Origin of the sequence: Microbacterium oxydans (assembly GCF_006540085.1) — a bacterium.
GTDB lineage: Bacteria > Actinomycetota > Actinomycetes > Actinomycetales > Microbacteriaceae > Microbacterium > Microbacterium oxydans.
Genome location: NZ_BJOG01000002.1, coordinates 39,774 through 64,722, shown reverse-complemented (window position 1 = coordinate 64,722; position 24,949 = coordinate 39,774). Strand labels below are relative to the sequence as shown.

The 24,949-nt window shown below is 68.2% G+C and carries 27 protein-coding genes, 1 tRNA gene and 1 pseudogene; 9 read left to right on the top strand and 20 right to left on the bottom strand.

Going from position 1 to position 24,949, the window contains the following annotated elements; all coding sequences use genetic code 11:
- Positions 1–28: 28 nt before the first annotated feature.
- From MOX01_RS06080 to MOX01_RS06055, 6 genes and pseudogenes are all read right to left on the bottom strand, one after another.
- Positions 29–934 (bottom strand): type II secretion system F family protein, encoded by a 906-nt coding sequence (locus tag MOX01_RS06080; RefSeq protein ID WP_141368903.1) that lies wholly within the window; start codon positions 932–934, stop codon positions 29–31.
- A pseudogene (locus MOX01_RS06075) lies at positions 925–1,662 on the bottom strand (TadA family conjugal transfer-associated ATPase); the annotation flags it as partial. The gene MOX01_RS06080 and the pseudogene MOX01_RS06075, both read right to left, overlap by 10 nt.
- Positions 1,663–1,854: 192 nt before the next feature.
- Positions 1,855–2,748: a hypothetical protein gene (locus MOX01_RS06070; protein WP_151485312.1), complete on the bottom strand. Its 894-nt coding sequence runs from the start codon at positions 2,746–2,748 to the stop codon at positions 1,855–1,857.
- Positions 2,749–2,848: 100 nt separating this feature from the next.
- Entirely contained in the window at positions 2,849–3,220 is a 372-nt protein-coding gene (locus MOX01_RS06065) for a hypothetical protein (protein ID WP_045263252.1), read from the bottom strand.
- Positions 3,217–3,612, bottom strand: coding sequence for a hypothetical protein (locus tag MOX01_RS06060; RefSeq protein ID WP_141368897.1), 396 nt, complete (start codon positions 3,610–3,612; stop codon positions 3,217–3,219). The genes MOX01_RS06065 and MOX01_RS06060 overlap by 4 nt, the downstream gene beginning before the upstream one ends.
- The gene (locus MOX01_RS06055) at positions 3,609–3,851 is read right to left on the bottom strand and encodes a hypothetical protein (protein WP_141368895.1); all 243 of its coding nucleotides are present in this window, start codon (positions 3,849–3,851) and stop codon (positions 3,609–3,611) included. The genes MOX01_RS06060 and MOX01_RS06055 overlap by 4 nt, the downstream gene beginning before the upstream one ends.
- A gap of 294 nt (positions 3,852–4,145) precedes the next feature.
- Here MOX01_RS06055 and MOX01_RS06050 point away from each other — a divergent pair, with 294 nt between their 5' ends.
- Complete coding sequence (locus MOX01_RS06050) at positions 4,146–4,349, top strand: hypothetical protein (protein WP_141368893.1); 204 nt, start codon at positions 4,146–4,148, stop codon at positions 4,347–4,349.
- Positions 4,350–4,447: 98 nt separating this feature from the next.
- Here MOX01_RS06050 and MOX01_RS06045 read toward each other — a convergent pair whose 3' ends face one another.
- The 6 genes from MOX01_RS06045 to MOX01_RS06020 all read right to left on the bottom strand — a co-directional run bounded on the left by MOX01_RS06045 (position 4,448) and on the right by MOX01_RS06020 (position 8,442).
- Entirely contained in the window at positions 4,448–5,293 is an 846-nt protein-coding gene (locus tag MOX01_RS06045) for a hypothetical protein (protein WP_141368891.1), read from the bottom strand.
- Positions 5,294–5,295: 2 nt separating this feature from the next.
- Positions 5,296–5,502, bottom strand: a complete 207-nt coding sequence (locus tag MOX01_RS06040) for a hypothetical protein (protein WP_141368889.1) — start codon at positions 5,500–5,502, stop codon at positions 5,296–5,298.
- Positions 5,503–5,623: 121 nt separating this feature from the next.
- The gene (locus tag MOX01_RS06035) at positions 5,624–5,896 is read right to left on the bottom strand and encodes a hypothetical protein (RefSeq protein WP_141368887.1); all 273 of its coding nucleotides are present in this window, start codon (positions 5,894–5,896) and stop codon (positions 5,624–5,626) included.
- Between the two features lie 435 nt (positions 5,897–6,331).
- Positions 6,332–7,774 (bottom strand): recombinase family protein, encoded by a 1,443-nt coding sequence (locus MOX01_RS06030; protein ID WP_170224150.1) that lies wholly within the window; start codon positions 7,772–7,774, stop codon positions 6,332–6,334.
- Complete coding sequence (locus MOX01_RS06025) at positions 7,771–8,145, bottom strand: hypothetical protein (RefSeq protein ID WP_141368883.1); 375 nt, start codon at positions 8,143–8,145, stop codon at positions 7,771–7,773. The genes MOX01_RS06030 and MOX01_RS06025 overlap by 4 nt, the downstream gene beginning before the upstream one ends.
- A gap of 18 nt (positions 8,146–8,163) precedes the next feature.
- A complete protein-coding gene (locus MOX01_RS06020; protein WP_174799756.1) occupies positions 8,164–8,442 on the bottom strand; it encodes a hypothetical protein in 279 nt (92 codons plus the stop codon).
- 414 nt (positions 8,443–8,856) lie between these two features.
- Here MOX01_RS06020 and acs point away from each other — a divergent pair, with 414 nt between their 5' ends.
- Positions 8,857–10,824, top strand: a complete 1,968-nt coding sequence (gene acs / locus MOX01_RS06015) for an acetate--CoA ligase (RefSeq protein WP_058632087.1) — start codon at positions 8,857–8,859, stop codon at positions 10,822–10,824.
- A gap of 90 nt (positions 10,825–10,914) precedes the next feature.
- On the opposite strand, the gene MOX01_RS06010 is transcribed toward acs, so the two are convergent.
- A complete protein-coding gene (locus tag MOX01_RS06010; RefSeq protein ID WP_061016521.1) occupies positions 10,915–11,373 on the bottom strand; it encodes a RidA family protein in 459 nt (152 codons plus the stop codon).
- Complete coding sequence (gene sp36 / locus MOX01_RS06005) at positions 11,370–11,594, bottom strand: Sp36 family protein (RefSeq protein ID WP_021199127.1); 225 nt, start codon at positions 11,592–11,594, stop codon at positions 11,370–11,372. Before sp36 ends, MOX01_RS06010 begins: the two co-directional genes overlap by 4 nt.
- 89 nt (positions 11,595–11,683) lie before the next feature.
- Here sp36 and MOX01_RS06000 point away from each other — a divergent pair, with 89 nt between their 5' ends.
- The 7 genes from MOX01_RS06000 to MOX01_RS05970 all read left to right on the top strand — a co-directional run bounded on the left by MOX01_RS06000 (position 11,684) and on the right by MOX01_RS05970 (position 18,061).
- Complete coding sequence (locus tag MOX01_RS06000) at positions 11,684–14,245, top strand: transglycosylase domain-containing protein (protein ID WP_046747915.1); 2,562 nt, start codon at positions 11,684–11,686, stop codon at positions 14,243–14,245.
- Positions 14,236–15,183 carry a metallophosphoesterase gene (locus MOX01_RS05995; RefSeq protein WP_082738470.1) on the top strand — a complete coding sequence of 316 codons (948 nt, stop codon included), beginning with the start codon at positions 14,236–14,238 and terminating at the stop codon, positions 15,181–15,183. Before MOX01_RS06000 ends, MOX01_RS05995 begins: the two co-directional genes overlap by 10 nt.
- A 271-nt stretch (positions 15,184–15,454) precedes the next feature.
- A complete protein-coding gene (locus MOX01_RS05990) occupies positions 15,455–15,739 on the top strand; it encodes a hypothetical protein (protein ID WP_141368881.1) in 285 nt (94 codons plus the stop codon).
- Positions 15,740–15,794: 55 nt separating this feature from the next.
- Positions 15,795–15,871 (top strand) — tRNA-Pro (locus MOX01_RS05985).
- 66 nt (positions 15,872–15,937) lie between these two features.
- Positions 15,938–16,414, top strand: a complete 477-nt coding sequence (locus MOX01_RS05980; RefSeq protein WP_141368879.1) for a VanZ family protein — start codon at positions 15,938–15,940, stop codon at positions 16,412–16,414.
- Entirely contained in the window at positions 16,411–17,166 is a 756-nt protein-coding gene (locus tag MOX01_RS05975; RefSeq protein ID WP_058632091.1) for an HAD-IIB family hydrolase, read from the top strand. Before MOX01_RS05980 ends, MOX01_RS05975 begins: the two co-directional genes overlap by 4 nt.
- 52 nt (positions 17,167–17,218) lie before the next feature.
- Positions 17,219–18,061, top strand: a complete 843-nt coding sequence (locus tag MOX01_RS05970) for a DUF1295 domain-containing protein (protein WP_058632092.1) — start codon at positions 17,219–17,221, stop codon at positions 18,059–18,061.
- Between the two features lie 38 nt (positions 18,062–18,099).
- On the opposite strand, the gene MOX01_RS05965 is transcribed toward MOX01_RS05970, so the two are convergent.
- The 6 genes from MOX01_RS05965 to MOX01_RS05940 all read right to left on the bottom strand — a co-directional run bounded on the left by MOX01_RS05965 (position 18,100) and on the right by MOX01_RS05940 (position 24,946).
- A complete protein-coding gene (locus tag MOX01_RS05965) occupies positions 18,100–19,359 on the bottom strand; it encodes an alpha-hydroxy acid oxidase (RefSeq protein ID WP_046747911.1) in 1,260 nt (419 codons plus the stop codon).
- Positions 19,360–19,369: 10 nt separating this feature from the next.
- Positions 19,370–20,092 (bottom strand): FadR/GntR family transcriptional regulator, encoded by a 723-nt coding sequence (locus tag MOX01_RS05960; protein WP_046747910.1) that lies wholly within the window; start codon positions 20,090–20,092, stop codon positions 19,370–19,372.
- A gap of 104 nt (positions 20,093–20,196) precedes the next feature.
- Positions 20,197–20,850, bottom strand: coding sequence for a thymidine kinase (locus MOX01_RS05955; protein ID WP_046747909.1), 654 nt, complete (start codon positions 20,848–20,850; stop codon positions 20,197–20,199).
- Positions 20,851–20,859: 9 nt separating this feature from the next.
- The gene (locus tag MOX01_RS05950; RefSeq protein ID WP_046747908.1) at positions 20,860–22,332 is read right to left on the bottom strand and encodes a malate:quinone oxidoreductase; all 1,473 of its coding nucleotides are present in this window, start codon (positions 22,330–22,332) and stop codon (positions 20,860–20,862) included.
- 82 nt (positions 22,333–22,414) lie between these two features.
- Positions 22,415–23,485, bottom strand: a complete 1,071-nt coding sequence (locus MOX01_RS05945) for an aspartate-semialdehyde dehydrogenase (protein ID WP_061016510.1) — start codon at positions 23,483–23,485, stop codon at positions 22,415–22,417.
- Between the two features lie 180 nt (positions 23,486–23,665).
- Positions 23,666–24,946 (bottom strand): aspartate kinase, encoded by a 1,281-nt coding sequence (locus MOX01_RS05940; RefSeq protein WP_046747949.1) that lies wholly within the window; start codon positions 24,944–24,946, stop codon positions 23,666–23,668.
- Positions 24,947–24,949 lie beyond the last annotated feature (3 nt).

The window sequence follows — 24,949 nt, the reverse complement described above, 5'->3', positions numbered from 1 at the left end:
TCGGATGGTGCTGATGGACTGTTGGCGGTCACAGGGGCATCGGAGTGGATGCGAGGACGCTGAGCAGGAGAGGCGCGACGCCGAGGAGCAGGAAGGCGGGCAGCGTGCAGATACCGAGCGGGAACAAGAGCCGTGTCGAGAGCTTCGCCGCACGGAGCTGCCCCTGGACCCTCGCGGCATGCCTGTCCTGGGCGGCCGCTGCCCGCAGGAGCTCTGCGGCAGGCACCCCTGCAGCGCGGGACAGCTCGAGCACGGCGGCGACCCGCTCGTCGCCGCCTCCTGAGACGGATGTCTGCGAGACCAGGTGCAGCGCGCGGTCGATGGAGGCGCCACCGGCGAGCGCGATCGCGACCAGTTCTGCCCGCATGCCGGGGGTGCCGGGTTCCGGCGCCGCTCTCCTCAGGAGCAGCGATGTCCACAGCCGCGCCGCCACCACGAGGAGGAGGCCGAGAATCACGCAGGCGGCCCCGAGCACACTCCCGAAGATGACACTGGGGGTGTCGAAGCCGAGCGCGAAACCGAGGAGCAGCCCGGCCATGGGCATCCAGAGCAGCAGACGCGCCGTCCCGGCCGGTTCCGCGAGAGCGATGCGCACATCATCGGCAGCAGCGGCGGCATCCCGCAACGTCTCCGCGATCATGCGGAGAACTTCGGCGAGCGGGGCCCCGACCGTCGTCGCGACCTCCCAGGCCGCGGCGAGATCGACCCAGGCCCCGCCCTCTGCTTCGATGGCGTCGAGGAGCGGGATGCCACGATCGAGCCGATCGACGACGGCGCGTGCTGGCACGTCGTCGGTGGCGGCGAGATGCCGCCACGCGACGAGGGGGACCGCTCCGGCCTGCAGCAGCACAGCCAGCGTCTGCACCGACGTCGCAGCGTCCGCTGAGGTCGCATCCCGCCGCTGCGCCGCGCGAGGAGATCGCCTCACCGCCACGGCTGCACCTCCTCGATGTCGAGCCGATCCGCTGCGATGACGAGCCGGCCCGCCTGGCGGATCCGACGGATGCCGCCGGGGGCACGGTCGAGATGGAGGACGATGGTGAATGCGCTCACGGCCTGTCGCGCGAGTGCCACCGCATCCATGCCGGCGAGGGCGCCCAGTGCTTCGAGGCGGGCGGGAACGTCACGGAGCCCGCTGGCGTGCAGGGTGCCTGCGCCGCCATCGTGTCCGGTGTTGAGTGCGGTGAGCAGCTCGCGGACCTCTTCTCCGCGACACTCGCCGACCACCAGGCGATCCGGCCGCATGCGCAGAGACTCACGGACCAGGCGGCTCAACGTGATGCCGCCGGCGCCCTCGAGATTCGGCTGCCTCGCCTCGAGAGCGACGTGGTGCGGATGCCTCGGCCGCAGTTCGGCGACGTCTTCGATCGTCACGATGCGCTCCCCCGGCGCGACCTCGGACAGCAGAGCGGAGAGCAGCGTGGTCTTGCCCGTTCCCGTTCCCCCGGTGATGAGGATGTTCGCCCGCTCGGCCACCAGGCCGAGAAGCCAGGCCTCTTGGCGCGCATCGAACGCGCCGAGCGCAGAGAGGGATCGAAGGTCCGCGGCGCGCACCCGGGGGATGCGTATCGAGAGCGCGGTTCCTGTCGTCGACACCGGAGAGAGCACGGCATGCACACGGACGCCCGAGTCGAGGCGGACGTCGACGCAGGGCGCCTGGTCCTAGAAACCAAGTTTTAGACATATTCCTGATCAGGGGTTTTCCCGAAACGTCCCGTTTTGGGTCGACTCCGATGGAGTTGCCCGCCGCACGTCACCAGCGAGCCGTACGCAGCCTCGCGGACGGCGTGGCACAGATGCATCACGGCCCCGGGGGAGGTCTCCGGGGCCGTGAGGATTGGGGTGGGGCGAGTGCTACGCGGCGCGCCCGATCAGCGCTTCCGCGGCGTCCCGAAGCTCTCCGAGGTCGAGGTGGCCCCACGGCTCGCGGTTCGGCGCGGTGCCCGAGGGGAGCGCCGCCCAGCCGATCAGGCCGTCGATGTTGGTCAACGACCGCAGGTGCGACGGCACGCCGAGGAAGGATCGGATGCTGAACGTCATCGCCGAAATGCCGACGCCGTGCGCCTGGTCGATGGCGTGGTCGCACCGAGGGCAGACCACGCCGTCGAGAGAGTCGGCCCGACCGGGGCCGCCTATGCTCGCGGAGTCCGCGGACATGAGCGTCCAAACGCTCTCCGCGTCATCTCGGAATGCCTGGACTGCGCCGACGCCGCAGAGCATGCATCCCGACGGGCTGCCGTCGTAGTCGACGCACTGCACGTCCACGGGCTTCTCGATGCGGCGCGCCAGGAGCCCCGCTGCCGTGTTCCGGAGCTCCCGGCGCTGTTCAGGGGAGATGTGCGACCAGCGAGCGCGTGAGGCGGGCGTCGAGGGCGCGTTGGCGAAGTCCGCATCACGCACGAGCGCCGCCCACCGAGCGTGGACGCCAGGCGCGGTGAGCGCGTCCATGAGGCGGAGCAGATCCGCGCCGGTCGTGGTGAGAAGGTCGATCGTCTTGGCGTCGGTGGTGCCCAACGCGTCGAGGGCGCATAGCGCGGACTCGAGGCGGTGAACGGCGATCTCGGCCGCGCCGATCCGCTGGCGCACCGCAGGGTGAGCCCCGAGGAGGTCGACGGCGCTGTGACGGATCAGTCGGCACTCATCGCAGCGCGTCACGTGCAGGTCGTGGCGCGGAGGTGCGTATCCCTCGTGCCGGGTCCGGCCGAACACCTGGAGGACTTCGACCTCCGTCTCGGAATTGGCGCTCACGGCGACGCCGCAGCTTGCACAGGGAAGAGTCCCCGAGGGGAAAGACGTCCAGGGAGAGCGTTCGATGGTAGTGGTCATGATCGGTCCTATCGCTCGAAGTTCAGTAGCCGTAGGCGCTGGGGTCAGCACCCGGCGGGAGTTCCGCGATCTCACGCGCGATCTGCGCGCTCATCTCACGTTGAGCAGCGCGGAGGCGTCGCTTCACCTGGGGGTCAGACGTGCTCTGCAGCGCTTGGTCGAACATGCCGAGCACCGCCGACTTCTGCGGCGGCGCGGGCGGCTGCAGCCCTCGGGGCACGCGACCGTACTTCGGAATCGGCGCCACCTCGGGCTCGGGCTTCTGCTCCCACGCGGCCGGCGCGGGCGTGCTCTCGGGGGCGGGGTCCGGTCGCTGCATCTCGCGGTATCGCTCGGCGCTCTGGGTGACGTGGTGTGACGCCGGGATGAGCCGCGGCGCGTACTTCCTGGTCATCGGTCGTCCTCCTCGTGACTCGCGTGTAGGGCCGGGAACCATCGCGAGTCGCTGGCGTCGAAGGTCGCGGGGCACCCCTCGTCGTGGCGCACGTCCACGACTCCCGGTGTCAGCACGTCCACGCCCGCCGCGCGCCCGCAGAGCGGGCAGCACCCGGTGGCGGTCGCGAGGACGCGAGCGACGACGCGATCCAGAACGACGGCGGGCGCGTTGTCGTCCAAGGTCGGCATGATCACGACGTGCCGGTCACCGAAGAGTGACCCGACCGCCCATGCTGAGTATCCGACTGGCGTACCGGCAGGCGGGGTTCCGAGGAGGCCGACGATCGGCACGGAGCTCGCGGCCTGCTGGCTGCTCACCAGACGGGCGCGGAGGTCTGCCGGGGTGCTCATCGCTGAGCGATCCTTGCCTTGACGCGCTCAGCGCAGAACTCGATGCGGTCACCGCAGACGCCGCGTGCGCCGCCTTCACCGAGGCGGTAGCAGGGCTCTCCGACCGCGGCGTCATGGACGGTGCAGGGGACGGTGATGATCGAGGGGACCAGCGCCGTGCGTCGGATGCCGTGACGCACCTGCTCGGGCGTCGGCTCTGGTCGAGGATGCCCGCCGCGCGCGTGCAGTCCCGTTTCCACGCGCGCGACGGGCTGGGGTCGCCCGGGATGCCTTACCGAGACGACCGACGCGTCAACGCCGCGAGCGGGCGGCGCGGACGCGGGCTTGGAGGGGTGGGAGGATGTTGCGTTCGTGGGCATCGGCGGGCCTGTCAATCAGGCTCCGGCCCTGCTGCCAGACGAGCGTCTTCGAGGGCTGAGGCATCATGCCCTCTAGACGCCAGCGTACTACAGCAGGTTTTTCCGTGATACCCGATGGGGGTACGAGGTACTCTTGTGGTCTGACCACATGCACGTCCGAGGGATGGAGACCCGATGAGCACTCAGCAGATGACCGCACGCACGATGTCGATGACCCTCGACCCGATGCGAGCCAATCCGGTGACGTCCGCCGTCGCCTCGATCCGCGACCTTCAGACGTCGCTCGCCCCCTCGGGTGGTGCCGTCCGAGAGACTGGCCGCCGCCAGGTTGATGCTCTCGTCGCCACCGGCCTCTACAGCGTCACTCCCCGCCGCTAGCCCTCTGCCGGGCCGCGGTGGCGCGTGCCCTGCACTGCCCTGCCCTAGCACCCCTCTACGAAGTAGAGAGGGGTGCAGGGCATGGGCAGGGCAGGGCGCTAAGCCTCCGTGGCACGGCTTTTGCGGAGACTCTGGGCGGCCTCGATGGTGTTCTTCGCAGGACGCCCGGGCAGGCCATGAGTCAGGCGCAGCGCCTCCCGCTGGCTGGCGGTCGGCGGCACCTCGTGCTTGTCCAGCCACGCCGCGGCCTCATCGGTCGTCATCGCTGCCGAGGCGGTCACTGCGGGTCGCTTGGTGGCGGCACCCAGCACCTTCCGCGCCCAGTCGCGGCGCTCCGCGAGCATGTCGGCGGTCGTGATCGTCGTGTCGTCGACGCGAACCTGATTCCAGTGCGCCGCTGCCGCCTCCGGGAATTCGAGCCATGCGAACGCCTCCGCCTCGTCCCGCAGGCGCAGAACCTGATCCAGCACGAACGACAGCGGCGCCGTCGAACCGATCACTCCGAGGGCTGGATCGAACCGGTGGCGGAGACCATGCCCGGGCTGGTGCCGCCGACTGGTCTCATCGGCTTCACATCTCGGGCAGGTCAGCAACCACCTCTCGATCAAGTCGGGGTAGCAGCCCTCGCACGCTGAATCGGGATCCACTGTGACCCAACCGGTGTCCTCCACGATCAGCCGCAGATGCGCGAGATTGCGCCGGTCGGCGGTGCGATGCTCGAACGGGCACGGAAGGTCGATCACGAACGGCAACGTGCGGGTGCTCGCGCCGTAGCCGTCCCAGCCCTTCCGAGCCTTCGAGTATCCCGCCGCCTTCAGGGCCGCGATCCACGTCTCGGTGAGCATCGAGGCCGTGAGCCTCCGCTCCCCGAGGTGCAGGTACGTCGCCCACAGCAGAAGGACGGTCTCGAACGATGGAAACGACGACCGCTCAATGTCGTTCATCGTCAGTCCTCCTCGCCGTACCACTCACCGCGAGCGCGGCGATCTTCGAACTCGCGCAGGGCTTCGTCAGCCTCCGCGCGCTCCTGCTCGCTCAGCCGGAGCGGCGACGACTTCGGGAGCGAGAGGCGATGGAACTCCGCGATGCCCTCGGCGCGCATGCGCTCTGCCTCGGCGATCTCGGCGGCGAGGCTCTCGTCAGCGGCGCTCATGATGCTGCCTTCCTCGGTATGCCCGACGACAGCAGAGCAGCGATCCGGGCGCACTGGTCATCGGTGAGCGGCGGCATCGCTGCAGCAGCCTCGGCGGGCGTCGGGGTCATGATGGGCGCGATCACTGGTCGCCTCCCTCAGCCACGACGACGGCCACGACGCGACCCTTCGCGCCGCGCTTGCGTCCGTCGCGCATCTTGCTCGGGCCGTAGACCTTGAACGCGCGCTCGATCTCGTCGAGGTCGAACAGCAGCGGTCCGGTGCCGTTCAGCCGGAAGGCGCGGATGTACCCACGGCTCAGCCAGTTCTCGATGGTGTTGGGATGGACGAGGAAGTGCCGAGCCGTGAAATCGGCTTCATGCAGACGCTTGGCGTCCGCGGTTGCTTCGGACATGCGAAAAGCTCCCTGTGGGTGCTCAGCGATGTCGTCGCGCCTTTCAACGGCAGTCCGCGCGACTTCATCTCATCTCGCACCACAGGGAGCTCGGGAGAGTCCTGTTGGCTGGCCTTGCGGCCTCTGGGTCGGTGTGCGGAGCTCGATTCCGCCTGACGCCCGTCCGTCTATTTCGCGTACTCGCCTGGTGTGCGGCTTTCTGCTCTGACCTCAATCCCTTGGAGCGCTCCGACGGCTGGCTCGGGGACCTCGGGACGGTGCCTGCGGCACGTCGTCCCGATACTGTCCATTCTAGTCGATATGGGCGGTTTGGGCGCTCTGTGAACGTGGCCAGAGTGCCCATTCCCCGCCGTTCTGACGTCCGATAATGGCCAGAGCGGGCGGGGATGCCGAACGCCGGAGAATGGCCATTCTGACCGCGTTCTCGACGCGCCCCTAGACGGCGGGGCTCAAGCGCAGGCGCGCCGGGGACCATGCGAGTCCCCGCCGCTCCTGTGGCACGACCTCGACGCGCAGCACCGTGCTGAGCACGGCGCGCTGCACGTCGACGGGAGACTCCAAGAACGCCTGGCCGGGATCCTGCGCCCGAAGGATCGCCGCTGCCGCCGTCGTGCGCAAGAGTCGCGCCGAACGGGCGTCGATGTCCGCGATCTCTGCGGCCACTCTGTCGGTGGCGCGCTTCAACTGCTCCGCCCTGATCTTGCCCGCGGCGTAGTCGTCCTCGAACTGCTGAAGCCGTAGGGACAGGGCGGCCCGCTCCTCGCGGTCAGCCGCCAACTGCGGGTCCGCATTCGGGGCCAACGCGGCCTGGATGCGCGGATCGCGCACCATCTCAGCCACGACGCCCCGCACGTAGTCATCTGTGAAGCTCGCGCGCACCGTCAGATGCGCGCTCGTCACGCATCGATAGATCGTGTGGCGACTCCCCGGCTTGCTGGGCGTGCCGCCGTTCGGCGCCGTCCGCATCTTCCCACCGCAGCCCTCGATGCCACAGCGGTAGATGCTCGACCCGAGGTGCTTGGACTCCCGCAGGTTGCCGTGGTAGGTCCGACGCCCGGGGTCGGTGAGCAGCGCTACCAGGGCTCGCCACTTCTCCTCGGGGACGATCGCCGGCCAAAGAGCGGGGCCGATCTCCTCGTACGGACGCGTGCTGTTGTTCGTCGTCGCGTTCCGATTCGGGAGGCCGCGAGCGACGATGCCCGCGTTCCTCGGCTTGAGGAGCAGGTCGCGGAGGTTGTTGTACGTCACCGGCTTGCCCTGGGTGCCCGTGACCCCACGCGCGCGAAGTTCACGCGCCAGAGAGGCCAGTGTCCGCCCCGACAGCAGAGCGTCGGTGCACTCGCGCACGATTGCCGCTTCGCTCTCCCGGATGACCATGCCGCCCTTCTCGTACCCGAAGGGCCGCAGTCCCCCTGCGGGTCGACCCTCCTTCGCGCGCTGGTCGACAGCCGCCTTGATCCGCTTCTTCGTCTGATCGACCTCGTAGCGGGCCGCGACTCCGAGCATGCGCGCCACCATGAGCCCCGAGGGTGTCGACAGGTCGAGCTCCCCCGCCGTCACGGTCTGAATCAGCGTGCCGTGCCTCTCCACAATCGCGATGAACTCTTCAAGTTCGGTCGGGCGGCGGTGCAGCCGGTCCGGGTGCCAAGCCAAGATCGCGTCGATGTGCTTCGCCTTCACCGCCTCGAGCATCGCTCGGTACTCCGGCCGCAGCTTGCCGCTGGCGGCGCTGATGTCGTTGTCCACGTAGACCTCTACGACATCCCAGCCCAGCCGCTGGGCGAGGTCTCGACAGTCGCGCTCCTGTCGGTCGACGCCCTCCCCGGTGCCCTTTCGGTCACTGCTGATGCGCGCGTAGATCGCAGCACGGACGGTCACGGCGCGGCCTCGATGCAGGCGTCGATCTCGTCGGCGTACTCGTCGTTCGTCGTGCCGAGAACGAACGCGCACCGGGTCATCTGCGCGTACTCCTCATCCCACTGGTCGATGAAGCCGTCTTCCCCGACCTGATCCACCCACCGCTCGCAGCCCTCTTCGGGCGTCTGCATGACGTACCCCTCGCCGTCCTCGGCTTTCGCCTCGTACGGCTCGGGGTGTGACCACACGCACCGATCCCAGGCGACGTCGAACGCGTCCGGTGTGGGCGTCGGTGACGCGACGGGCGGGGTCGCAGAGCACCCCACCAGGAGGGCGATAGAGGCGGCGGCGAGTGCTACCGCCGAGAGGGTCGTTCGCGGCATCTTAGGCATATGTCTATTTTATGGTTTCTAGTCGTCGAGATGGCGTCCGCCGAGCCCGACCAGTGCGACGGCGAGGTCACGAACCTCACGCTCCGAGGCCCTCCAGGCGGCAGCCGGCTCGGCGCCATTCCCCCGGTCGACATAGAGCCCGCCCGCACCGTTCACGAACACATCGGTCACCGCGTCGTCGATGTGAGGAAGAAGCGGTCCGAACACGGGATCCAGACGGAGGGGTGCCGGCGACGTGGTCTCCTCGGACGCGAGCGAGCGCACTCCCCTGGGCTGGATGACGAAGGAATCAGGCATGACGGCGACGTTATGCGCAGTCGCGGAGGGGGAAGTCCCGAGAAATCCGGATCCTCCAGCGCCTGTGGAGAAGCCGGTTCGTCACCCCGTGGTGCAGTGCCTGGCTGCCGGCAGGACCCGAGGATGCTCCGAGGACGCAGAGAGCGCTCCCAAAGGAATGGGCGGCATCTCACGGGGGGAATGAGATGCCGCCCACGACGTTCCACGATTGGGGGAATCGGGCACGCCAAGGCCGGAATGAGAATTCGGCTGTCGTCGAGTGTACGCAAGGCGACCGTCCTGACAAAACCGGCAACACTACCGACTTTCGGCAGTATGCGCAGCGAGGCTGCAGGGATAGATTCGCCCTGACCTGGTCGCCCACCCCCACGACCATGCTCGCAAGACCCGTATGCCGCAAAGGAGCGCCTGCCGATGAGCAGCCAGATCGACCATCTTCTCGACGAGACCCGGAAGTTCGCACCGTCGGAGGAGTTCGTCGCCCAAACCATCTCGTCGCCCGAGCTCTACGAGCGGGCGGCCGCCGACCGCGAGGGCTTCTGGGGCGAGCAGTCCCGTGAGCTGGTGCACTGGCACAAGCCGTTCACGCAGGTGCTCGACTGGACCAACCCGCCCTTCGCGAAGTGGTTCGACGACGGCGAGCTGAACGTCGCGTACAACTGCCTCGATCGCCACGTCGAGGCCGGCAACGGCGACCGCGTGGCGCTGCACTGGGAAGGCGAGCCCGGCGACTCGCGCCGCATCACCTACGCCGAGCTGACCGACGAGGTCAAGCGCGTCGCGAACGTGCTGGAGGGACTCGGCATCGGTCAGGGCGACCGCGTCGCGATCTACCTGCCCATGATCCCCGAGGCGATCGCCTCCATGCTGGCCGTCGCCCGCCTCGGCGCCATCCACTCCGTGGTGTTCGGAGGATTCAGCGCCGACAGCCTCCGCTCGCGCATCGACGACGCCGGCGCCAAGCTCGTCATCACGGCGGACGGCGGCTACCGGAAGGGCCGCGTCTCCGCACTCAAGCCCGCGGTCGACCAGGCACTCGCCGACCGCGGAGACGGCGAGCAGCAGACCGTGGAGCACGTCCTGGTCGTCAAGCGCGGCGAGAACGAGGTCGACTGGATCGAAGGCCGCGACATCTGGTGGCATGACGCCGTCCCCGCAGCCTCCGCCGAGCACACGGCACAGGCCTTCCCCGCCGAGAACCCCCTCTTCATCCTCTACACGTCGGGCACCACCGGGAAGCCCAAGGGCATCCTGCACACCTCCGGCGGGTATCTGACCCAGGCGGCGTACTCGCACAAGTACGTCTTCGACCTGCACCCGGAGACCGACGTGTTCTGGTGCACGGCCGACATCGGCTGGATCACCGGGCACAGCTACGTCGCCTACGGACCCCTCGCCAACGGTGCGACCCAGGTGCTCTACGAGGGGACGCCGGACGCCCCGCACCCCGGCCGCTGGTGGGAGCTCATCGAGAAGTACAAGGTGTCGATCTTCTACACCGCGCCGACCGCGATCCGCTCGTTCATGAAGATCGGCCGCAGCGTCCCCGCGAAGTTCGATCTCTCGTCGCTGCGACTGCTCGGCTCGGTGGGAGAGCCCATCAACCCCGAGGCGTGGATGTGGTACCGCGAGGTCATCGGCGCCGGCAAGACGCCGATCGTCGACACCTGGTGGCAGACCGAGACCGGCGCGATCATGGTGTCCGCCCTCCCCGGCGTGACGGAGACCAAACCGGGTTCGGCTCAGGTGCCGCTCCCCGGGATCTCGATCGACGTGGTGGACGAGCAGGGCGTCGAGGTCGGCAACGGCAGCGGCGGGCTGCTCGTGATCACCGAGCCGTGGCCGAGCATGCTCCGCGGCATCTGGGGCGACCCCGAACGGTACCGCGAGACCTACTGGGAGAAGTTCGAGGACCAGGGCTACTACTTCGCGGGCGACGGCGCGCGCCTCGACGACGACGGCGACCTGTGGCTGCTGGGCCGCGTCGACGACGTGATGAACGTCTCCGGCCACCGCCTGTCGACCGCGGAGATCGAGTCCTCCCTGGTCGCGCACGAGGCGACGGCGGAGGCCGCCGTGGTCGGAGCCTCGGACGAGACCACAGGACAGGCCGTGGTGGCCTTCGTCATCATCAAGGAGAGCTACCTCGCCGCGCACGAGCCCGCGGGCCTCGCGCAGCAGCTGCGCCTGTGGGTCGGCGAGCAGATCGGCGCCATCGCCCGTCCGCGCGACGTCTACATCGTCGGCGAGCTGCCGAAAACCCGCTCCGGCAAGATCATGCGTCGCCTTCTCCGCGATGTGGCCGAGGGCCGCGAGGTGGGAGACACGACGACGCTCGCCGACACGGCCGTGATGAGCATCATCTCGGCGCAGGTGAAGTAGGACGAGCAGCAGGCAAGAGAAACGCGCCTCCCCATCTCGGGGAGGCGCGTTTCTCTTGCGGACACGGCGGAGGACGCCGCCGGGACGCATTCAGGCGAGGAGGAACGTCACCTCGACCTCGACCGGACTGCCGAGCGGGAGCTCCGCGACGCCGACAGCCGCGCGTGCGTGGCGCCCCGCATCACCGAAGATCTCACCGAGCACCTCGCTCGCGCCGTTGATGACGGCGGGCTGCCCCGTGAAACCGTCCGCGGATCCGACGAACCCGCCGACGCGGAGCACACCGCCGATGCGGTCGACACCACCCGCGGCATCCGCCGCCGCGGCCAGAGCGTTCAGCGCACACGTGCGGGCGTAGGTCTTCGCATCCTCGGCGGAGACGTCGGCGCCCACCTTGCCCGTGGCCGGCAGCGCACCGTCGACGAACGGTAGCTGGCCCGAGGTGTAGACGAGGCCCCCGTGCACGACCGCAGGGACGTAAGCGGCGACCGGGGCGGCGACCGGAGGCAGCTCGATGCCGAGCTCGGCGAGGCGGGCGGAGACGCTCATGCCTGGCCTCCCTCGAACTGACGGGCGGCCTGCTCTGCGGCGGCGAGGCCGGCATTCGTCGACGCGTCGGACGTGACGGGGCGCTTCAGGTAGGCGACGAGCCCACCTTCGGGCCCCTGCACGACCTGCACGAGCTCCCAGCCCTGCTTGCCCCAGTTGTTGAGGATGGCTGCCGTGTTGTGGATCAGCAGCGGCGTGGTGAGGTACTCCCACGTGGTCATGGCACTCCTGTCGATCGGGGCGCGGCACCGGAAATCCGGGGCGGGCTCGTCAAAGGCGGTATTCAGGGAACTCCCCTACGATCAAGCGTATGCCCCAAAAGAATCGCACGGTGAGAGGCGTGCTCGGCGGTCTCGTCGGGCTCGTCGGCCTGAGCGCCGTCGCCGGTCTCCTCGTCACGGCCAGCGTCACCCCGGTGCTCGCGATGACCGGCCTCGCAGGCACCCAGGCTCTCACCCTCTTCGATCAGCTCCCCGAGAGCCTCGACCCGAGCACGCCGATGGAGCAGTCGACCATCTACGCGACCGCCCCCGACGGTTCGCAGGTCGAGCTCGCGTCGTTCTACGAGCAGAACCGCGTGCCGGTGACCTACGAGCAGGTCTCCCCCACCCTCTACGACGCGATCCTGTCGAGTGAGGACAAGAACTTCTACAGTCACGGCGGCGTCAACATCGGCGCGACCGTGAAGGCCCTGGTCGACAACGTACGAGGCACCTCCAGCCGTGGTGCGTCGACGATCAGCCAGCAGTACGTGAAAAACGTCCTGATCCAGAAGTGCGAGCAGGACGTCGACACCACGTCTGACACCTACTCGGAAGACCTCCAGCAGTGCTGGCTCGACGCCACCAACGCGACAGGGGCGAAGGGCATCGAGCGCAAGCTGCAGGAGATGCGCTACGCGATCCAGATCGAGAAGGACTTCTCCAAGAACGACATCCTCCTCGGCTACCTGAACATCGCCAACTTCGGTGGAACCGTGTACGGCATCGAGGCGGCCGCGAACTACTACTTCTCCACGACGGCCGCGAACCTCACGGTCGCGCAGTCGGCGACTCTCGCCGGCATCGTGCAGAACCCGAACACCTACCGGATCGACAAGCCGGAAGGCACGATCACGAACTCCGAGGGCGTGGCGCTGAACACGGCCGCGGATGGGTACGCACTCACGAAGGACCGCCGTCACTACGTGCTGGGTCGCATGCTCGCCGACGGCAAGATCACGCAGGCACAGTACGACGAGGCCGACGCATCGGAGATCACGCCCGCGCTCAACCCCCCGACGCAGGGGTGTGCATCCGCCGGAACCAGCGCGTACTTCTGCCAGTACGTGAAGTCGATCGTCCTGAACGACGAGGCCTTCGGGAAGACGCAGCAGGAGCGCACGGATCTGCTCCGCCGCGGTGGCCTGAAGATCTACACCACGCTGGACTACCGCATCCAGAACCCGGCCGCCGAGAGCATGTCCGAGATCGTTCCCGCCAACGCCGACAACCAGAACTTCGGCGCCGCCGGCGTCTCGGTCGAGGTCGGCACCGGACGAATTCTCTCGATGACGCAGAACACCATGTTCACCGAGACGCCCACCGACGACCAGGCCTACACATCGCTGGTGTTCGCCGGTGACAAGGACCACGGCAACTCTGGGGGCTTCCAGGTCGGATCGACCTACAAGCTGTTCACGCTGATCGACTGGCTCGAGAAGGGCCACTCCGTCAACGAGGTGCTCAACGGAAGCGTCCAGACGAATCTGAGGATCCCCGTGTGCGGCGCCAAGCAGAGCACCGACACGAAGAAGATCGGCAACTTCGGCGGCGGCGGCGGCGGGACGAGCTCGGTGCTGAACTTCACGAGGAACTCCCTCAACAGTGGGTACTTCGCGATGGCGTCGAAGCTCGATGTCTGCGACATCAACAAGGTTGCCGACCGCATGGGTGTGACGCTCGCGAACGGTGGCAAGGTCACCGACGAGAACGTCCCCTTCGATGTGCTGGGACCGAAGAACATCTCTCCTCTCGCCATGGCGAACGCCTATGCGACCGTCGCGAGCGGCGGAAAGTACTGCACGCCTCGCGCGATCGATCGCGTGGTCGGCGCCGACGGTAAAGACCGCGAGTTGCCCGCGTCGTCCTGCACCGACGGCGTGCTGCAGCCCGAGATCGCGGCGACTGCCGCCTTCGCGCTGCAGAGCGTGATGAGCGGCGGTGGCACCGGATCCCGCGCCAACCCGAACGACGGCACTCCCCTCATCGGCAAGACCGGTACGCACGACCGCTGGTCGACCATGATGATCGAGTCCAGCACCAAGGTCACCACCGCCGTCTGGGCGGGTCGCTGGCAGGGTCAGGCCAACATCTACCAGAAGCGGGCCAACGGCTGGAACCTCAACGACATGCGATACCCCCTGGCCAAGGCCGCGCAGGGGGCAGCCAACGCCGCGTACGGCGGAGACGCCTTCCCGAAGCCGGACGGCAAGCTGACCCGACAGCAGCTGACGACGGTTCCGAGCGTCGTGGGCAAGTCCGTCGAGGAGGCGACCGGCATCCTCACCGACGCAGGCTTCCAGGTCTCCGTCGGAGGGGCGGTCGACAGCGATCTCGCCGCCGGTCTGGTCGCCGGTCAGGACCCCACGGGGGAAGCTCCGAACGGCGCGACGGTCACGCTCACGACCAGTAACGGCCAGGGGACGACCGTCCCCGCGAACCTCGTGGGGATGTCGAGAGCTCAGGCGACCGCTGCGCTCGGGGCGGCCGGCTTCACGGACATCGAGTTCGACAACTCGTGCAATCCGCCGACATCTGTCGTGGGCAACTCCGACCCTGCGCCGGGCACTGCGGCCAGCAAGTCCACCGCCGTGCGTGTGACGTGCCAGTAGCGGCACGACGCGGCGCGCACCCGGCCCTCATCGCGCTCGGCGCGGTGGGGGCCGTGGGTGCCGGCGCTGCCATCTGGGGCATCGGCATCGAGCGGTACCTGTTCACCGTGCGCGAGGCCTCAGCAGTGGCCCTCCCGCCCGGCGCAGCACCGCTGCGCATCCTGCACATCTCCGATGCGCACATGGCGCCGTGGCAGCATCGCAAACAGGACTGGCTCGCCTCCCTCGCCGAACTGAAGCCCGACCTCATCGTGAACACCGGGGACAACCTCGGCCATGAGAACGGACTCGACGGCATCCGGCGTGCCTTCGCTCCTTTCGCCGGTATCCCCGGCGTGTTCGTGCACGGCTCGAACGACGTGGCAGCGCCGTCTCCGCGGAACCCCTTCCGCTACTTCCTCGGCCCATCCAAGAAGAACCACAAACCGGAGCTGCTCGACACCGACGCGATGGACCGGTACTTCACGGATGAGTTGGGCTGGACCGACCTGAACAATGCCGCAGCACGGTTGCGCATCGCAGGCACCGACGTCGATCTCTTCGGCGTCGACGACGCCCACCGTGACTGGGATCGGCTGGACGAGCTTCCCGACGCGATCTCGGCACTCGGCGCTCGTGACGCGGCGACGCCCGTCCTCGGCGTCACGCACGCGCCGTATCAGCGGGTGCTCAACGGCTTCACCGATCTCGGCGCCGATGCGATCCTCGGAGGCCACACGCACGGCGGTCAGGTGTGTATTCCCGGGTACGGGGCTCTCGTGGCGAACTGCGACATCCCGCTCAAGCAGGCCAAGGGGCTCAGCACCTGGTCGCACGGCGGACGCACCGTGCCGCTCAACGTCAGCGCGGGGTGCGGACACTCCATCTACGCGCCGGTCCGCTTCGCCTGTCGACCCGAGGCGACGCTTCTCACGCTCACGGCACAGCCTCGGCGCTGAGCGCGCCGGGTGACGCAGTTGCTTCCGCACGGCGAGGCGAAGACGGCACGGACCGCAGCCTTCGGGGCGAGCGCGATGTACCTCCTGATCCCACTGACGTTCTCGGTGCTCGCTCTGCCCCTCGTCAGTGAGGCCACGCGCCCACCGCTCGGACTGGCGGATTGGCCTCGATCCGCCCTCACTCTGCTCGCGGTGTCCATCATCGGTGTCCTGCTCCCCGCGATGGCTCTCCTCCGTGGAATCCGCTCGCTCGTGCGTCCCCCCTGCGCGCGTGCTTCTCGCCGCTCTCGCATTCCTGTTCACGCTGATCTGGGGTGTGATCGTCGCGTGGGCCATCGGTCTGGGCGCCAGCAAAGGGAACAGCGAAAGTGCCGTCGGGATGCTGTCCGTGTGGGTGTTGACGACGTCGAATGTCTGGCCCATCCTGGTCACAGCCGGTTGCATGGCTCTGCCACGCGGGCGTGCGCGCCTCATCACGCTCGCGGTCTCCACGGGCGGAGGACTCCTGCTCCTGATCGTCGCGCTCATCACCGTACGCATCACCGCACAGGTGTGATCCGGCCTCGATTCGGCGCGGGGAGCATTTCCCTGTAGACTCGGAGGGTTGCAAACGGGGTGTGGCGCAGCTTGGTAGCGCGCTTCGTTCGGGACGAAGAGGTCGCAGGTTCAAATCCTGTCACCCCGACCAGTAACACCGGAAGGCCGCCCTCAGGGGCGGCCTTCTCTGTACCGGGACCGTGCACGAAGGGAACGCATGAGCTCTCTGCTCCCACCGCCGCGCCGGTTCACCCGGGTATGCGGGCTCGCCCTCAGCGTCCCCTTCCTGATCGGCCTCGCCGCCCTCACCCTCACGCCGTCGAAGGTCGAGGACTCGATGCCGAATCTGCTCGACGTCATCCTCACGACCACACACCGTCTCGGCTGGGAGTGGCTCGACTTCACGCGGCTCGAGATCATCGCGAACATGCTGGTCTTCGTGCCGGTCGGCATCCTCGCCTTCCTGCTCCTCCCCCGTCGCGTGTGGTTCCTCGCACTGTTGGTGGGACCGCTGCTGTCCACGATGATCGAGACCGCTCAGCGCGTGGCTCTTCCCCACCGCGCAGCGACCGTGAACGATGTCGTGGCCAACTCGACGGGCGCGATCCTCGGCGTCGCCGTCGCGGTCGTCTTCACCCTGCTGCTCGCCCCGAGATCTTCTCAGCGTCCACGTTCTAGGCTGGAGACATCATGACCACGCCCACGCTCGTCGCCTTCGATCTCGATGACACGCTCGCCCCTTCGAAGGGTCTGATCGACCCGAGGATCGCCGATCTGCTGCGCGCGCTCCTGCGCACCGTCGACGTCGCCATCATCTCCGGCGGCAACGAGGCGCAGTTCCGATCGCAGGTCGTCGCCCGACTCGGCGATGCGGATGCCGCTGACCTCGCGCGCCTGCACCTGCTGCCCACCTGCGGCACCCGCTACCTCCGCCACGACGGCACGGACTTCGCACCGGTCTACGCGCACGATCTCAGCGACGCAGACAAGCAGGCGGCTCTCACGGCTCTGCGCGAGGAGGCCGAGCGCCTTGGGCTGTGGGAAGCCGAGCCGTGGGGCGACATCCTGGAAGACCGCGGATCCCAGATCACGTTCTCGGCACTCGGGCAGCGCGCACCGCGCGAGGCGAAGCACGACTGGGACCCGACGGGCGCCAAGCGGAGCGCTCTGCGGGACGCCGTCGCCGCACGTCTGCCCGGCCTCGAGGTCCGCTCCGGTGGATCGACCTCCATCGACATCACCCAGGCAGGCATCGACAAGGCCTTCGGCATGCGGCAGCTCGCCGAACACACCGGCATCGCCCTCACCGACATGCTGTTCTACGGCGACCGGCTCGATGAGGGCGGGAACGACTATCCGGTGCTCGCGATCGGCGTGCCCTCCATCGCCGTGGAGGGTTGGGAAGACACCGCCGACAGACTCGACGCACTCCTGCTGACCCTCTGATCCACATGGTGTCGTGCGGCACGCCACCGCCGCATGGTCCTAGCATGGCGTCATGGATGCCCTGCTGATCGTCATCGTCGTCGCCGCGGTCTCCAGTGCGGCCTGCTGGGTGCTCTCCCTGATCACCCGTGACACCTCCTGGGTCGATCGCGCCTGGTCGATCGTCCCCGTCGCCTATGTGTGGATCTTCGTCGCCGGGGCCTTCGTGAACGGCGAGGGTTCGGCACGCGTCGTCCTGATGGGTGTCCTGGCGACGGCGTGGGGAGCCCGGCTGACCTTCAACTTCGCCCGCAAGGGCGGCTACACCGGGATGGAGGACTACCGCTGGGCGATCCTCCGAGGACGCATGCGTCCCTGGCAGTTCCAGATCTTCAACCTGCTGTTCATCATCTGCTACCAGATGGCGCTGCTCGTGCTCATCACGCTGCCGGCTGCCCTCGCCGCCCGGAATCCGTCTGCGCTCACCGGATGGGATGCGCTGTTCATCGCCGCGTTCCTCGCGTTCCTGGTCGGCGAGACGATCGCCGACCAGCAGCAGTGGGTGTTCCATCAGCGGAAGAAGAAGGCGGGCGGCACCCTCCCTCCCGGCTTTGCCACGACCGGACTGTTCCGGTACAGCAGGCACCCCAACTTCTTCTTCGAGCAGGCGCAGTGGTGGGCCTTCTACGCGATCGGTGCGACGGCAGCGGTCGCGGGTGGCGCCGGAGTCATCGGCGGCGTGCTGAACCCGACGATCATCGGACCCGCGCTCCTCACCGTGCTGTTCATCGGCTCGACGATCTTCACCGAGTCGATCACCGCGTCGAAGTACCCGGCATACGCCGACTACCGCCGCACGACATCGATGCTCGTGCCGTGGCCTCCACGCACGCGATCCGTGGCCACGCAGTCCTGAAGCCGGCGCCCACCGGGTGCTGACGCTCAGGCAGGATCTCAGCTCACGCGGGCCTCCGCGGCGGCGCGTGCGACGGGAACCAGCCTGGTCAGCTGGGTCACGTGCGCGGGCTCGAGCTCGGCGAGGGACGCGACACCCAGCAGGCGCATCGTGCGCTCGATCTCGCTGCGCAGGATCGCGATCGTGCGGTCGACGCCCTGACGTCCACCCGCCATCAGACCGTAGAGGTAGGCCCGCCCGATCAGCGTGAAGTCCGCGCCGAGCGCCACCGCGGCGACGATGTCGGCGCCGTTCATGATGCCGGTGTCGATCATGACCGTGAAGTCGTCGCCGACCGCCCGACGCACCTCCGGCAGCAGATGGAAGGGGATCGGCGCGCGGTCGAGCTGACGCCCTCCGTGGTTCGAGAGGACGATGCCGTCGACTCCGGCGTCACGCAGGCGCACCGAGTCCTCGACGTTCTGCACGCCCTTGATGACGATCTTGCCCGGCCAGATGTCGCGGATCACCGCGAGATCGTCGTAGCTGATCGTCGGGTCCATCGCCGCATCCAGCAGCTCCCCCACCGTGCCCCCTGTGGTGCTGAGGGAGGCGAACTCGAGCTTCGGCGTGGTGAGGAAGTCATACCACCACCACGGCCGCGGAATCGCGTTGATGATCGTGCCGAGCGTGAGCTGAGGCGGGATGCTGAAACCGTTGCGCTTGTCACGAAGGCGCGCACCGGCGACCGGGGTGTCGACCGTGAACTGGAGGGTGTCGAAGCCCGCCGCCGCCGCACGACGGGTGAGTTCGTAGGAGATCTCGCGGTCGCGCATGACGTAGAGCTGGAACCAGTTGCGCCCCTGCGGGTTGGCAGCCTTGACACCCTCGATCGAGGTGGTGCCGAGCGTGGAGAGCGTGAACGGGATGCCGGCGGCCGCGGCAGCTCCGGCGCCGGCGGTCTCCCCCTCGGTCTGCATCAGGCGCGTGAAGCCGGTGGGCGCGATCCCGAAAGGCAGAGCGGACGGACCGCCGAGGATGTCGACGGTCGTGTCGACCGTGGGAGCCGGACGCAGGATGCCGGGATGGAACTCCACGTCCCGGAAAGCCTGACGGGCCCGGGTGAGGGACAGCTCGCCCTCCGCGGCTCCGTCGGTGTAGTCGAAGGCCGCCTTGGGCGTGCGTCGCTTGGCGATCAGGCGCAGGTCGTCGATGGTGAGGGCCCCCTCCAGCCGTCGCTTGCGGCCGTCGAGCTCCGGCTTCTTGAACTTCATCAGCTCGAGGAGTTCGGCGGGGTTCGGGAACTGGCGCTGCACCATGATGTGCCTCTCAGATCTGGGGGTGAATCTCACGGGTGAGGCCCGTGGACGTGTAGTAGCCGGTGATGTGCGTGTGGATCAGGGACCGCGCGGCATCCACGTCGCCGGCATCGATCGCGGCGACCAGCGCGCGGTGCTCGGCACGGAGCCGGGCCGACATCGCCTCCCAGTCCGGGATGGTGGCGACACCCGCCTGCACGTAGGACTCGATCGAGGAACGCAGGCCAGCCATCATCGCGGCGATGACCGTGTTGCCGCTGGCCTCGGCGAGCGAGAGGTGCAGCTGAGCGTCGAGGGCGAGGAACTCCGATGGCGAGAGCAGGGGTTCGTCCATCGCGGCGAGCAGTTCCCGCGCGCGGCTCGTGTCACGCTCCGGTGCGCCGGCCATCGCCACCACCACCGCATCCTCGAGCACCAGACGAGTCCGCACGACATCGTCGAGGGGGAACCCCTGCGCCGCGACCTGAAGCCTCAGCAGCGCTGACATGCCTCCCGTGGGCGTCGCGATCACGATGGCCCCCGACTGCGGGCCGGAACCGGTCGCGGTGCGGATGAGCCCCATCACCTCGAGCACGCGGAACGCCTCACGGACGCTCGAGCGCCCGACGCCGAGCTCGGTGGCGAGATCCCGCTCGGACGGCAGTCGGTCACCCGGGCCGAGGCGCGCGTCGAGCAGGTCGCGTTCGATGTGCTCGAGCACGAGGCGCCAAGCGCGTGCCGGCTGGTCCGCCATCGATCCTCCTGTGGTCTGACCACAGAGTACCGCGTGTGGTCAGACCACGCAAACAGGGTCGCCGACACACCCGCTGCGCCGGGCGCGGGTGGAGGGCGGCGGGCTCAGCCCAGGCGTCCGCCGGATTCCTCGAGATAGCAGGTGCCGCACAGCGACTCGTAAGTGGTCAGCTCGGGCGACGCCGACCCGGTCGCGCCCTCGTCGATGGCGACCTGGTCGCCGTCGAACACGAAGCGCCCGCCCACGACGCGGCCGTTGAACACGGCCTTCCGTCCGCACCGGCAGATGGTCTTGAGCTCCTCCAGCGAGTGCGCGATCGCGAGCAGGCGCGCGGAACCGGGAAAGGCGTGCGTGAGGAAGTCGTTCCGGATGCCGTAGGCGATCACCGGGATGCCGTCGACGACGGCGATACGGAAGAGGTCGTCGACCTGAGTCGGGGTGAGGAACTGCGCCTCGTCGATCAGCAGGCACGCGACGTCGCGCGGGCCTTCGGGAAGCAGCTCGTCGTCGGTCGCATGCTGCATGCGCTCACGATGCTTCGCGAACACCCTTCGTGCATCGTCGTCGGGGGCGATGAGGAAGTCGACCCGGCGCGTGACGCCCAGCCGACTCTCGATCTCGGACGCGCCCTTGGTATCGATCGCCGGCTTCGCGAGCAGCACCCGCTGCCCACGCTCCTCGTAGTTGTAGGCAGCCTGCAGCAGAGCAGTCGACTTGCCCGAGTTCATCGCGCCGTAGCGGAAGTAGAGCTTCGCCACGGGACGATCTCAGACGTTGATGCCGAGGACGGCTGCCGTGGCTTCGGTCGACTTCTCCGCGAGCTCCGGGTTCTCGTTCAGCTTCTCACCGAATGTGGGGATCAGGGCACGCAGCTCCGGCTCCCACCCCGGGTACTCGGCCGGGAAGCACTTCTTGAGCAGGTCGAGCATGATCGGGACGGCGGTGGATGCTCCGGGCGACGCCCCCAGCAGGCCCGCGATGGAACCGTCGGCCGCCGCGACGACCTCGGTGCCGAACTGCAGGATGCCACCCTTCTTCGGGTCCTTCTTCATCACCTGGGCGCGCTGACCGGCATCGATGAGGGTCCAGTCCTCATCCTTGGCCGTGGGCATGAAGGTGCGGAGGCTGTCGACCTTCTTGGCGTGGTTCTTCAGCAGCTCGCTCACGAGATACGTGATGAGGTCGGGGTTCTTCACCGCGACCTGCAGCATCGGCAGCAGATTGTGCGCACGCACCTGGGTGACGATGTCGAGCATCGAGCCGTTCTTCAGGAACTTCGGGCTGAAGGTCGCGAACGGTCCGAACATGAGCGAGGCCTCGCCATCGACGACACGGGTGTCGAGGTGCGGGACCGACATGGGCGGAGCGCCGACCGACGCCTGCGAGTACACCTTCGCCTTGTGCTGAGCGACGATGGTCGGGTTCGTGGTCTTGAGGAACTGCCCGCCGATCGGGAAGACGCCGTAGCCCTTGATCTCGGGGATGCCGGAATTCTGCAGCAGCTTGAGCGCCCAGCCACCCGCACCGACGAACACGAAGCGGGCCCTGACCTCGCTCGGGGTGTGACCGATGCTGTTGCGGTACTTGACCAGCCAGGTTCCGTCCTTCTGCTTCTTCAGGCTGCGCACCTCGTGATTCGTGCGCAACGACACGCCAGCGTCGGTCAGGTGGTCGAAGAGCTGGTGCGTGAGGGAGCCGAAGTCGACATCGGTACCGGCGGGCACACGCGTCGCAGCGAAGGGCTCGCCCTTGCGCCGCTGCTGCATGAGCAGCGGCGCCCACTTGTTGATGACGCGAGAGTCCTCGCTGTACTCGATGCCCGCGAACAGCGGTTGCTTCTTCAGCACCTCGTAGCGGTTCTTGAGGTAGGCGACGTCCTTCTCGCCCCGCACGAACGTCATGTGCGGTGTCGCGTTGATGAAGGTCGACGGCTCGTCGAGCACGCCCCGCTCCACCAGAGACGACCAGAACTGACGGCTCTGCTGGAACTGCTCGTTGATCGACACCGCCTTGGCGGGGTCGAGGGGAGCGTCGCCCTGCTGGGGCATGTAGTTCAGCTCGCACAGGGCGGCGTGGCCCGTGCCGGCGTTGTTCCACGGGTTGGAGCTCTCCTGAGCCACCTCGGAGAGTCGCTCGAAGGCGACGATCTTCCACTCCGGCTGCAGCTCGTGCAGGAGAGTACCCAGGGTGGCGCTCATGATGCCACCGCCGATCAGGACGACATCGACGTTTTCAGTCACCGAGCCAGTCTAGTTCGCGGGCGCGCTGCCGCCGACCATGCGGCGGGTTCCACCAGACCGCTTCCACATGACGGGGATGCAGTCAGGCTATGACCGCCAGGCGCTCGGCCAGGATCTCGGCGATCTGCACCGCGTTCAGCGCGGCACCCTTGCGCAGGTTGTCGTTGCTGAGGAACAGCACGAGCCCCTTGCCCTCGGGGGCGGACTGGTCGGCACGGATGCGACCCACGAAGCTCGGGTCCTGCCCCGCAGCCTGCAGCGGCGTCGGCACCTCGTCGAGCACGACGCCGGGCGCAGCGCTCAAGACCTCGCGTGCACGCTCGGGCGTGATGTCGTCGGCGAACTCGACGTTGATCGACAGCGAGTGCCCGGTGAAGACCGGTACGCGCACGCAGGTGCCGGCGACGCGAAGATCGGGGAGTTCGAGGATCTTGCGGCTCTCGTTGCGGAGCTTCTTCTCCTCGTCCGTCTCGTTGTCGCCATCCTCGACGAGGTTGCCGGCGAACGGGATGACATCGAACGCGATGGGCGCGATGTACTTCTCCGGCTCGGGGAAGTCGACCGCGGATCCGTCGTGCACGAGGCGCAGGGTGTCGCCCTGAGCCAGCACTCCCTCGACCTGACCGAGGAGCTCCTGGGCACCGGCGAGACCGGACCCGGAGACGGCCTGGTAGGTGGAGACGATCAGACGCTCGAGACCGGCCTCCGCGTGCAGCGCCTTCAGCACGGGCATCGCGGCCATCGTGGTGCAGTTCGGGTTCGCGATGATGCCCTTGGGGCGCTCGTCGATCGCGTGCGGGTTGACCTCGCTGACCACGAGCGGCACCTCGGGGTCCATGCGCCAGGCGCTGGAGTTGTCGACGACCACGGCGCCGGCTGCGGCGAATCGGGGTGCGTAGGCACGGCTCGCCGTGGCACCGGCCGAGAACAGGGCGATATCGATCCCCGCAGCGTCCGCGGTCTCGACGTCTTCCACGATGACGGTGGCGCCGCCGAACTCGATCGCCGTGCCGGCAGAGCGCGCGGACGAGAACAGCCGCAGATCGCGGATCGGGAACGACCGCTCGGCGAGAATCTCGCGCATCACGGTGCCCACCTGGCCGGTGGCGCCGACGATGGCGACGGAGAGTCCTGAATCGGAGATGCGGGTCATGATGTTCCTTGGCGTCGTGCGGTACTGCGTACGAGGCTTCGGGCGCGGCGTCGGGGTGCTGAGGCTGCGCCTGGCGCCGGTGTCAGGGTTGCGGTGAGTCTACCGCGACCGGAAGGAGTGCCGGCTCTCCGCTCCCCGCACTCGAGTCGTCGGCAGGAAAACGAGGGGGAACGGCAGAGATCAGCGGCCGGTGCCGGCGTGGACCGTGGCCTCGGCGTCGCCGTCGAGCCCATAGGCGGTGTGCACGGTGCGAGCGGCCTCGGTGAGGTCGGTGTCGCGGAGCACCACGGAGATGCGGATCTCGGAGGTCGAGATCATCTCGATGTTGATTCCTCCGGCGGAGAGCGCCTCGAAGAGCGTCGCGGAGACGCCCGAGTGCGTGCGCATGCCCGCCCCGACGACCGAGAGCTTGCCGATCTGGTCGTCGTGGATCAGGTTCTGGAACCCGACCTCGGTCTGCTCCCCCGCGAGGGCCTTGAGGGCACCGGCGGCATCCGCCTTCGGCACCGTGAAGGAGATGTCGGTGCGTCCGGTCGCCGACACGTTCTGCACGATCATGTCGACGTTGGCGCCCGACTTCGCGACGATCTTGAAGATCTCGGCGGCCTTGCCCGGCACGTCGGGCACGCCCGCGACCGTGATCTTGGCCTGGCTGAAGTCGGTGGCGACGCCGGCGACGATCGGTTCTTCCATTACTGCTCCCTCGGCTTCGCGAGGGTTCTTCATGCCCTCGCCCAGAACGTACGTGCCCTCGGACGACGAGAAGGTCGACCGGGCGTGAATGAGGACCCCGTGGCGGCGGGCGTACTCGACGGCGCGGATGTACAGCACCTTGGCCCCGTTGGCTGCGAGCTCGAGCATCTCCTCGCTCGAGACGTGGTCGAGCTTCTGCGCCTTCGGGATCACACGCGGATCGGCGGTGAAGATGCCGTCGACGTCGCTGTAGATCTCGCACACGTCGGCGTCGAGCGCGGCGGCGAGCGCGACGGCGGTGGTGTCGGATCCTCCACGACCGAGGGTCGTGATGTCGCGGGTGTCGCGGTTGAAGCCCTGGAACCCGGCCACGATCACGATCGCCCCTTCGTCGAGGGCTTCACGCAGGCGCACCGGCGTCACGTCGACGATGCGGGCGGCACCGTGCTGCGAGTCGGTGATCATGCCCGCCTGGCTGCCGGTGAAGGAGCGCGCCTCGAAGCCCATCGAGTGGATCGCCATGGCCAGCAGCGCCATCGAGATGCGCTCCCCGCTGGAGAGCAGCATGTCCAGCTCGCGCGGAGCAGGGATCGGTGCGACCTCGTTCGCGAGGTCGAGCAGCTCGTCGGTGGTGTCGCCCATGGCGCTCACGGCGACCACGACGTCGTGTCCTGCGCGACGCGTGTCGACGATGCGCTTGGCGACGCGCTTGATGCTCTCTGCGTCGGCGACGGATGAGCCGCCGTACTTCTGCACGATGAGGGCCACGAT

Coding starts and splice junctions, on each gene's coding strand:
- MOX01_RS06065 (WP_045263252.1), bottom strand. CDS start 3,220: ATGACCAGGAAGTACGCGCCGCGGCTCATCCCGGCGTCACACCACGTC.
- MOX01_RS06060 (WP_141368897.1), bottom strand. CDS start 3,612: ATGAGCACCCCGGCAGACCTCCGCGCCCGTCTGGTGAGCAGCCAGCAG.
- MOX01_RS06050 (WP_141368893.1), top strand. CDS start 4,146: ATGAGCACTCAGCAGATGACCGCACGCACGATGTCGATGACCCTCGAC.
- MOX01_RS06045 (WP_141368891.1), bottom strand. CDS start 5,293: ATGAACGACATTGAGCGGTCGTCGTTTCCATCGTTCGAGACCGTCCTT.
- MOX01_RS06040 (WP_141368889.1), bottom strand. CDS start 5,502: ATGAGCGCCGCTGACGAGAGCCTCGCCGCCGAGATCGCCGAGGCAGAG.
- MOX01_RS06035 (WP_141368887.1), bottom strand. CDS start 5,896: ATGTCCGAAGCAACCGCGGACGCCAAGCGTCTGCATGAAGCCGATTTC.
- MOX01_RS06025 (WP_141368883.1), bottom strand. CDS start 8,145: ATGCCTAAGATGCCGCGAACGACCCTCTCGGCGGTAGCACTCGCCGCC.
- MOX01_RS06020 (WP_174799756.1), bottom strand. CDS start 8,442: ATGCCTGATTCCTTCGTCATCCAGCCCAGGGGAGTGCGCTCGCTCGCG.
- acs (WP_058632087.1), top strand. CDS start 8,857: ATGAGCAGCCAGATCGACCATCTTCTCGACGAGACCCGGAAGTTCGCA.
- MOX01_RS06010 (WP_061016521.1), bottom strand. CDS start 11,373: ATGAGCGTCTCCGCCCGCCTCGCCGAGCTCGGCATCGAGCTGCCTCCG.
- sp36 (WP_021199127.1), bottom strand. CDS start 11,594: ATGACCACGTGGGAGTACCTCACCACGCCGCTGCTGATCCACAACACG.
- MOX01_RS06000 (WP_046747915.1), top strand. CDS start 11,684: ATGCCCCAAAAGAATCGCACGGTGAGAGGCGTGCTCGGCGGTCTCGTC.
- MOX01_RS05980 (WP_141368879.1), top strand. CDS start 15,938: ATGAGCTCTCTGCTCCCACCGCCGCGCCGGTTCACCCGGGTATGCGGG.
- MOX01_RS05975 (WP_058632091.1), top strand. CDS start 16,411: ATGACCACGCCCACGCTCGTCGCCTTCGATCTCGATGACACGCTCGCC.
- MOX01_RS05970 (WP_058632092.1), top strand. CDS start 17,219: ATGGATGCCCTGCTGATCGTCATCGTCGTCGCCGCGGTCTCCAGTGCG.
- MOX01_RS05965 (WP_046747911.1), bottom strand. CDS start 19,359: ATGGTGCAGCGCCAGTTCCCGAACCCCGCCGAACTCCTCGAGCTGATG.
- MOX01_RS05960 (WP_046747910.1), bottom strand. CDS start 20,092: ATGGCGGACCAGCCGGCACGCGCTTGGCGCCTCGTGCTCGAGCACATC.
- MOX01_RS05945 (WP_061016510.1), bottom strand. CDS start 23,485: ATGACCCGCATCTCCGATTCAGGACTCTCCGTCGCCATCGTCGGCGCC.